Below are 6,855 nucleotides of genomic sequence, written 5' to 3'. Positions count from 1 at the left end.
TACCGCGGTCGTCCCGTACCCGCCGTGCACCATCAGCAGCGGCGTCCCCCCGCTGCCCCGGCTCTCCCAGTACACGTCAACCCCGTCGACCGGGGCATATCCGCTGACCACCTCACCCGCCATGGCTTCCTCCAGGTAACTAGCGGTACGGACTATCTATTGAGACGTTCAGCGGGCATCCCGCTCATCGCCGACGGCCGCCAGCCAGACAGGGTGGCAGCCGTTCCTACAGGGCCTGAATGGTCAAGGTCCCTGCATCGTCCCCTCCGATACCGAGCGGGGTACGGAAAGGGCCTGCCCCGTGTCCACTCTTGCTGTGACGTTCTCGCCCTGCAGTGTTTGAAGTGCTGAATCCTTCCCTGGCCCTCCGGGACGCCTCACCCGCGAGGGCGCGGCAGCCGGCCTGAGCCCGCTGATTTCATGATCACGAAAGAAAAGTGCGCGCATAGGAGATTTTTCCTTCGTGATCATGCTCAGCGCCGCGGCTGAGGTCTTGCCAGGCCCGGCCACCGTAGACTCCGGCCCCTCAACCTAATGTAGTCAGCCTTCGCGGTCGGCATCGTGGCCGGCATCCCGGTCCTTGTAGAGCAGCCCCAGTATCTCCAGGTAGAGCTGGTGGGGATACGGGACGGAATCAACCACTAGGCGCCCTGAGTCAAAGATGAGCGTCCCGTACCCGAGCAGCCGGCCCCCGATGGTCAGGGTCAGCCGGACGTCCTTGACCTCCGCCAACTGCCACTCCTGCGTTATGCCGGACCCGCTCACTAGGAAAATCCTGCGCGAGGTGATCACCAGATACCTGAACAGCCAGTCGACGGCCGTGTAGGCCAGGTTGCCGATGAGCACCAGCGTGATCAGCCAGGCCGCCACTGCCGCCGCACCCCGCAGTACTGGGCTGAGGGCGATGGCCAGCGACAGCGCCCCCAGCGTGGTGACCAGCGGCGGGATAAACCGGGCCGGGTGGACTCGCACGGTAATGACTTGCCGCTCGTCCGACAGCAGGTATCTCGACACGATCGGCGGCAGTGACGTGTCGGCAACGATTCTCATTCGCACCGCCGCCCGGCCGTCTGACATGGCGCCGTCCCGGTCACCTGACGCGGGTGAAGCGAGCCGCCGGAGCCCTGCGCGGGCGGCAGAGGGCACAGCGGCAACTTCGACTGCGTGTTAATCAAGGGGAATAGCGGTCGCTCCGACGCGACCACGGCTATCTGGCACATGGCGCGCGAGGAGACCTGGCTCGTGTGGTACTGGACCACCGTGCGGTCCTCGGCTAGCAGCACTTCGGTCCAGTCCTGGTCGCTGTCCAGCACGTATCCCGTCACGCTCTGATGCGTGGTGAGGGTGATCGTTTCCGCTGGCAGCCACGGCTGGGTAAGCAGGTTCGTGTAAAAGACATCGCTGGCCGGCAAGGGATACAGCCGGAACATGATCGGCACGATGGCGACCGTCGCGGCCAGCCCGACGCTGAGGGCGCTAGCCCTGATGCCGAACCCAATCAGTTCAAAGAGGAGCAAGAAAGCGGCGATTGCTGCCAGGACAAAGGACAGCACGTCCCAGCCCCCGCCGTGTGCGGCCTGCAAATCATGCTGTGCGATCGACAGGAAGGCCTTCCCGGTCAGGGCCGCCGGGGAAATCAGCAGCGCGGCTGCGAATGCCAGCAGGCTGGCGACCACCTGGTTAAGCCACAACAGCAGCAGCGCGATCCACGGCATCAGGATCGGCACAAGCGGAATGATGCTGCCGAGCAGGGTATTGACGTAACCAGCCGAGCGCAGAATAGCCAGGGCGGTATTCGAATTATAGTCGGAGACAATCATTAGCCTGGTCGCTGCGAGCAGAATCACCCCGACAGGCGACAAGAGCAGAGCGAGCGTGGTCGAACTCCGGATACGTCTCAGCACATTGTCACACCCCGCAACAAATTACGAACGGCACTGCCGCTCGCTAACAGCCCACCACCCCGCATAATACCGACGACGTGCGCGCTCGGTTAGGCAATTGGCGTCAATCAATCAAGCGCTGAATACCTTAGCGTGCGGCGCGGCTATTCTGCCGGAGGCGGCTCACTGTACGATCTGGCGCATGCGGGCCCCCTGGATCGTGACCTTGGTGTGCGGAGCGTCCGGGACATGCAAGTCATGCCTGGCGCGGCCGCTGGCCGAACGCTACGGTGTCCCGCTCGCCGAAGCCGACGACATCGTCACGGCCTTGCAGGCGATCACGACCCCAGAGCAGCAGCCGATCCTCCATTTCTGGGCGACGCACCCTCAGTTCAGGTCCTGGGCGCGGGAGCGGATCGCCGCGCGGCATTTCGAGGTGGCTGGCGCACTTCGCCCCGCATACGCGGCGGTCATCGCCGACCATGTGGAGTTCGCGGCGCCGGTGGTCTTCGAGGGCGATTACCTTCTCCCTGAACTGGCGGCGGAGGCAGGTCCCGCGGTGCGCGCGGTGGTGCTCGATGAGCAGGACGAGGATCAGATCACCGCTAACTACCTGCGACGCGAGCCCAGCGGGCAGCAGCGCGACCGCGCCCGGGTCAGTGCCCTGGTCAGCGCGGAGCTGGCCAGGCGGGCTCGACGCTGCGGCGTGCCGGTCGTCCCTGCCCGGCCCTGGGACGACGGCCTCGATCGCGTCGACAAGGCCCTGCGCGAGACCTGAAAGCGCGGCTACTCCGACGGAGGCGCCGTGAAGCCGTCGGCGCCCACCGTCACCTCGGCGGTCTGGGCCAGCTCGAACACCGGCTGCGGCTTGCCGTCCAGGTCCAGGACCGGCGACGCCTCTGAGTACCAGGACGGGATCACCGCGTTGCCCCAGAAGTCGCGGCGCCGCGGGTCGAGCACCGACCAGCGCAGCACCGGGTGGTCCGGGTCGCCGGTGTAGTAGTCGGATGTATAAATCTCGAGACGGTGCCCATCCGGGTCGCGCAGGTATACATAAAACGCGTTGGAGACACCATGCCTCCCGGGCCCGCGCTCGATGCACGATTCCAGCGACAGCGACCCGATGATGTCGCAGATCCGCAGCACCGAATGCGGCTCGTGCGCGAAGAAGCCCAGGTGGTGCAGCCGCGGCCCGGCGCCGCCGGTGAACGCCACGTCGTGCACGGTCTGCTTGCGGTACATCCAGGCGGCGTAGACGGTCTGGTTGTCCTCGATGGTCTCGGACAGCCCGAACCCGAGCCCGGCGTAGTACTCGTAGGCGCGCGGCACGTCGGGCACGCAGATGTTGAAGTGGTCAAGCCGCGCCACCTCGGCCCCGCGCCGCAGGTCGTACCGCTGCTGCAGCCGCTCCGGGTGCGCGGACCAGGCAAAGAACTCCACCAAAAAACCGAGGGGGTCCTCGACCCGCACGACCTCTCCGACGCCCCGTACCGTGCCCGCCGGCAGCCGTGCGGTCCGGCAGCCCAGGGCCGCGTAGTACGCCTCGGCCCTGGCCAGGTCACGATCCGACCGCACCCGGTACCCGAGCGCGCCGGCGGCGGCTTCCGGTCCGGACCTGACGATCAGGTTGTGGTGCGTGAGCTCGTCGTACCCCCGCAGGTACAACGCAGACGAGTCCTCATACGTCACGACGAATCCGAGCAGGTCGACCCAGAAGCGCCGGGCTTCCGCGAGGTCGGTCACGACCAGCGTCGCGTACGCCGACCGCACGATGTCCGGAGGGGGCAGCGAATCAGCCATCGTCACGCTCCAAACCGCGGCACGTGCGTGTCACCGAGCGCCACGTGCACGATCCTCGACTCGGTATAGAAATCGATCGAGTGCTGACCGCCCTCACGCCCGAGCCCGCTCGCCTTCACCCCGCCGAACGGGGTGCGCAAATCCCGCACGTTATGCGAGTTCACCCAGGTCATCCCGGCCTCGACCGCGGCGGCGACCCGGTGCGCGCGGCGCAGGTCGCAGGTCCACAGATAGGCCGCCAGCCCGTATCGGGTGTCGTTGGCCAGCGCCACCGCTTCGGCCTCATCATCGAACGGCGTCACGCACACCACCGGCCCGAAGATCTCCTCCTGGAAGATCCGCATCGACGGCGTCACGTCCGCGAACACCGTCGCCGCGAGGTAGTTCCCTGCTCCCAGTCCGGCTGGTCGTGAGCCGCCCGTCACCAGTCGCGCCCCTTCGCGCACGCCGAGCCGCACGTAGGACAGGACACGGTCGTAGTGCTCTGGGTGCACGAGCGCGCCGATCTCTGTCGCGGGGTCGGACGGGTCACCCACCTTGATCCGCTCGGCCCGCTCGCCGAGACGGGAGACCAGGGAGTCATACACGGTACGTTCCGCCAAAATCCTCGACCCCGCCGTGCAGCGCTCGCCGTTCAGCGAGAACACCCCGAACAGGGCGCTGTCCACCGCCAGGTCCAAGTCCGCGTCGGCGAAGATGACGCACGGCGACTTCCCGCCGAGCTCCATCGACAGCCCCTTCAGCGACGTGGCCGCCGACCGCATGATCGTCTGCCCGGTCGTGGTCTCGCCGGTGAACGAGATCAGCGGCGCGCCCGGGTGCATGACGAGCGCGGCCCCCGCGACCTCGCCAATGCCGTGCACGATGTTGAACACGCCGTCCGGCACGCCCGCCTCGGCCATGATCTCGGGGAGCAGCGACGCGGACAGCGGAGTCCATTCCGCCGGCTTGAGCACCACGGTGCACCCGGCGGCCAGCGCCGGGGCGAGCTTCCAGGACTCCAGCATGAACGGCGTGTTCCACGGCGTGATCAGCCCGGCGACGCCCCGGGGCTTGCGGAGGACGTATCCCAGCTGGGCAGGCGAACTAAAAGCGTCCTCATGCAGGGTCACCGCCATGTCCGCGAAGAACCGGAAGTTCTCCGCGGCCCGCGCCGCCTGCCCGCGGGCCTGGGTGACCGGCAGCCCGGTGTCGAACGTCTCCATGGCGGCGATCTGCTCGCCGCGCGCCTCGATGGCGTCGGCGATCCGGTTCAGCACCCGGGCCCGCGCCCGCGCCGTCATCGCCGGCCAGGGCCCGGTCTCGAACGCCGCCGTCGCCGCCTCGACCGCCCGGTCCACGTCCTCGGGGCCGCCGGCCGCCACCTGCGCGTACACCCGGTTGGTCACCGGCTCCGCGACCTCGAACGTCGCCCCGTCCACGCTGGGGAGGTGCTTCCCGCCGATGTAGTGCAGGATCTTTTCCGGAAGCACGGGGTTGCTCATCGTTCTTCTCCCGAACGTACGCGGCCGTCTGCGAACCGTCCCACCGGCCCGTCGAGCACGGGCAGCCCCTGCCGGAGCAGCTCGCGGACCTTCGCCTGACCCGGCTCCGTGAGCGGAACAAGCGGTGGCCGCACGTAGCCCGACCCGATGAGACCGGCCTGGGCGAGCACCCACTTGGCCGCCGCCGGGTTCGTCTCGGTGAAGATGACGTCGGTAACCGGATGCAAACCGAAGTGCAGCTCGCGTGCCTTGTCGAATTCGCCCGCTTCCCAGTGCTCGTACATCCGCGCCACCGCGCCCGGCGCCAGGTTGGCCGTTGCACTGACGAAGCCGGCCCCCCCGAGGGCGAGCAGTGGCAGGCAGAGCAGCTCGATCCCGGACCAGACGAGGGTGTCGCGGCCGGCCACGTGCAGCACCCGGGAGAAGTGCTCGAAGTCCCTGGTGGTCTCCTTGACCCCGACGATGTTGTGGTGCTTGCGCCGCAATCGCGCGACGGTTTCCGGCGCGATGTCGACGGCGGTGCGGGATGGCACGTTGTAGGCGATGACCGGCAGTCCGGGGAACTCGCTCGCGACCGCGCTGTACCAGGCGAACAGGCCCTCCTGGGTGGGCCGCGCGTAGTACGGCGTGATGATCAGCACCGCGTCCGCGCCCGCGTCGGCCGCGGCCGCGGTCAGCTCCAGCGTCTCGTCGAGCTTGGCCGACCCAGTCCCAGGGACGAAGGGCACCCGGTCATTGATCTCTTCGGCAGCCGCCCTGATCGCTGTCGCGCGTTCCGTCGTCGTCTGCGCCGACGGCTCGCCGGTGGACCCGCCGAGGGAGATGCCGTGCGACCCGGACTCGAGCTGCCAGCGGATCAGCGCGCGCAGCCCGTCGAGGTCGGGCGCGCCGTCGGCGGTGAACGGCGAGACGACCGGAGCGATGGAACCCCGGATCTGGGCGGGAGCGTTCCTAAATTTCACGTTCGGGGCTCCTCTCTCCCAGCCAGGCCTGGTACGCAGCCTGCCACTTCTTCCCGATCGGGTACAGCCCGTCGACGGACTGCCCCTTGGCGACCATCTCGGCGATGAACTGCTCTTGCAGCTCCTGTTCCGCGGCGTCGCGCGCGACGTCCATGGCCAGGTGGCGCGGCACCACGACGACGCCGTCCGCGTCGCCGGCGATGATGTCTCCCGGCTGCACGGCGACTCCGGCGCAGGCGATCGTGGTGTTGGTTTCCCAGGGGACGTGGCGTCTGCCGAGAACCGCCGGATGGACGGCGGCGAAATAAACAGGGATGTCGAGGTTCTTCAAGGCTTCGCTGTCGCGGATCGCGCCGTCGGTGATGATGCCCTTGGCGCCCCTGATCTGCGCGCGGAGCCCGAGGATGTCGCCGACGGTTCCCGCGGTCGGGTCGCCGCGCGCCTCGATGACCAGGATCTCGCCGGGCCTGACCTGCTCGACGGCCCGCTTCTGGGCGTTCATCCCGCCGCCGCTCAGTGTCCCCCCGTATTCGGCGAACAGGTCCTCGCGGAACGGCACGTAGCGCAGCGTCCTGGCGAATCCGGCCATCTTCGCGGCCGGCCGGGTGGTGTGCAGCCGGTCCAGGGTGACGGAGTTGTAGCCGCGCTTGCGCAGCTGCGCGGCGAGCGTGGCGGTCGCGACCGCGCCGACGGCCGCGAGCAGCTCGGCGGGGGAGTCGGTGGGAC

General features: G+C 68.2%; 6 protein-coding genes and 1 pseudogene. 1 reads left to right on the top strand and 6 read right to left on the bottom strand.

The window, feature by feature from the left end; translation table 11 throughout:
* Positions 1-540: 540 nt before the first annotated feature.
* Positions 541-1,050 (bottom strand): PH domain-containing protein, encoded by a 510-nt coding sequence (locus WA805_RS29975; protein WP_425238989.1) that lies wholly within the window; start codon positions 1,048-1,050, stop codon positions 541-543.
* The gene (locus WA805_RS29970; RefSeq protein WP_425238990.1) at positions 1,047-1,847 is read right to left on the bottom strand and encodes a hypothetical protein; all 801 of its coding nucleotides are present in this window, start codon (positions 1,845-1,847) and stop codon (positions 1,047-1,049) included. Before WA805_RS29970 ends, WA805_RS29975 begins: the two co-directional genes overlap by 4 nt.
* A gap of 238 nt (positions 1,848-2,085) precedes the next feature.
* Here WA805_RS29970 and WA805_RS29965 point away from each other — a divergent pair, with 238 nt between their 5' ends.
* Positions 2,086-2,661: a hypothetical protein gene (locus WA805_RS29965; RefSeq protein ID WP_425244004.1), complete on the top strand. Its 576-nt coding sequence runs from the start codon at positions 2,086-2,088 to the stop codon at positions 2,659-2,661.
* A gap of 8 nt (positions 2,662-2,669) precedes the next feature.
* Here WA805_RS29965 and hpaD read toward each other — a convergent pair whose 3' ends face one another.
* From hpaD to WA805_RS29945, 4 genes and pseudogenes are all read right to left on the bottom strand, one after another.
* Positions 2,670-3,683 carry a 3,4-dihydroxyphenylacetate 2,3-dioxygenase gene (gene hpaD, locus WA805_RS29960; RefSeq protein ID WP_425244003.1) on the bottom strand — a complete coding sequence of 338 codons (1,014 nt, stop codon included), beginning with the start codon at positions 3,681-3,683 and terminating at the stop codon, positions 2,670-2,672.
* 2 nt (positions 3,684-3,685) lie between these two features.
* A complete protein-coding gene (gene hpaE / locus WA805_RS29955) occupies positions 3,686-5,167 on the bottom strand; it encodes a 5-carboxymethyl-2-hydroxymuconate semialdehyde dehydrogenase (RefSeq protein ID WP_422271754.1) in 1,482 nt (493 codons plus the stop codon).
* Positions 5,164-6,129 (bottom strand): 4-hydroxy-tetrahydrodipicolinate synthase, encoded by a 966-nt coding sequence (dapA, locus tag WA805_RS29950; RefSeq protein WP_424563054.1) that lies wholly within the window; start codon positions 6,127-6,129, stop codon positions 5,164-5,166. The genes hpaE and dapA overlap by 4 nt, the downstream gene beginning before the upstream one ends.
* Positions 6,119-6,855, bottom strand: a pseudogene (locus WA805_RS29945) (fumarylacetoacetate hydrolase family protein); the annotation flags it as partial. The gene dapA and the pseudogene WA805_RS29945, both read right to left, overlap by 11 nt.

The sequence above is a fragment of the Trebonia sp. genome (assembly GCF_049794275.1).
Taxonomy (GTDB): domain Bacteria; phylum Actinomycetota; class Actinomycetes; order Streptosporangiales; family Streptosporangiaceae; genus Trebonia.
The sequence above is the reverse complement of the archived record's forward strand: the minus strand, read 5'-3'. Positions and strand labels throughout refer to the sequence as shown.

Coding starts and splice junctions, on each gene's coding strand:
- WA805_RS29975 (WP_425238989.1), bottom strand. CDS start 1,050: ATGAGAATCGTTGCCGACACGTCACTGCCGCCGATCGTGTCGAGATAC.
- WA805_RS29965 (WP_425244004.1), top strand. CDS start 2,086: ATGCGGGCCCCCTGGATCGTGACCTTGGTGTGCGGAGCGTCCGGGACA.
- hpaD (WP_425244003.1), bottom strand. CDS start 3,683: ATGGCTGATTCGCTGCCCCCTCCGGACATCGTGCGGTCGGCGTACGCG.
- hpaE (WP_422271754.1), bottom strand. CDS start 5,167: ATGAGCAACCCCGTGCTTCCGGAAAAGATCCTGCACTACATCGGCGGG.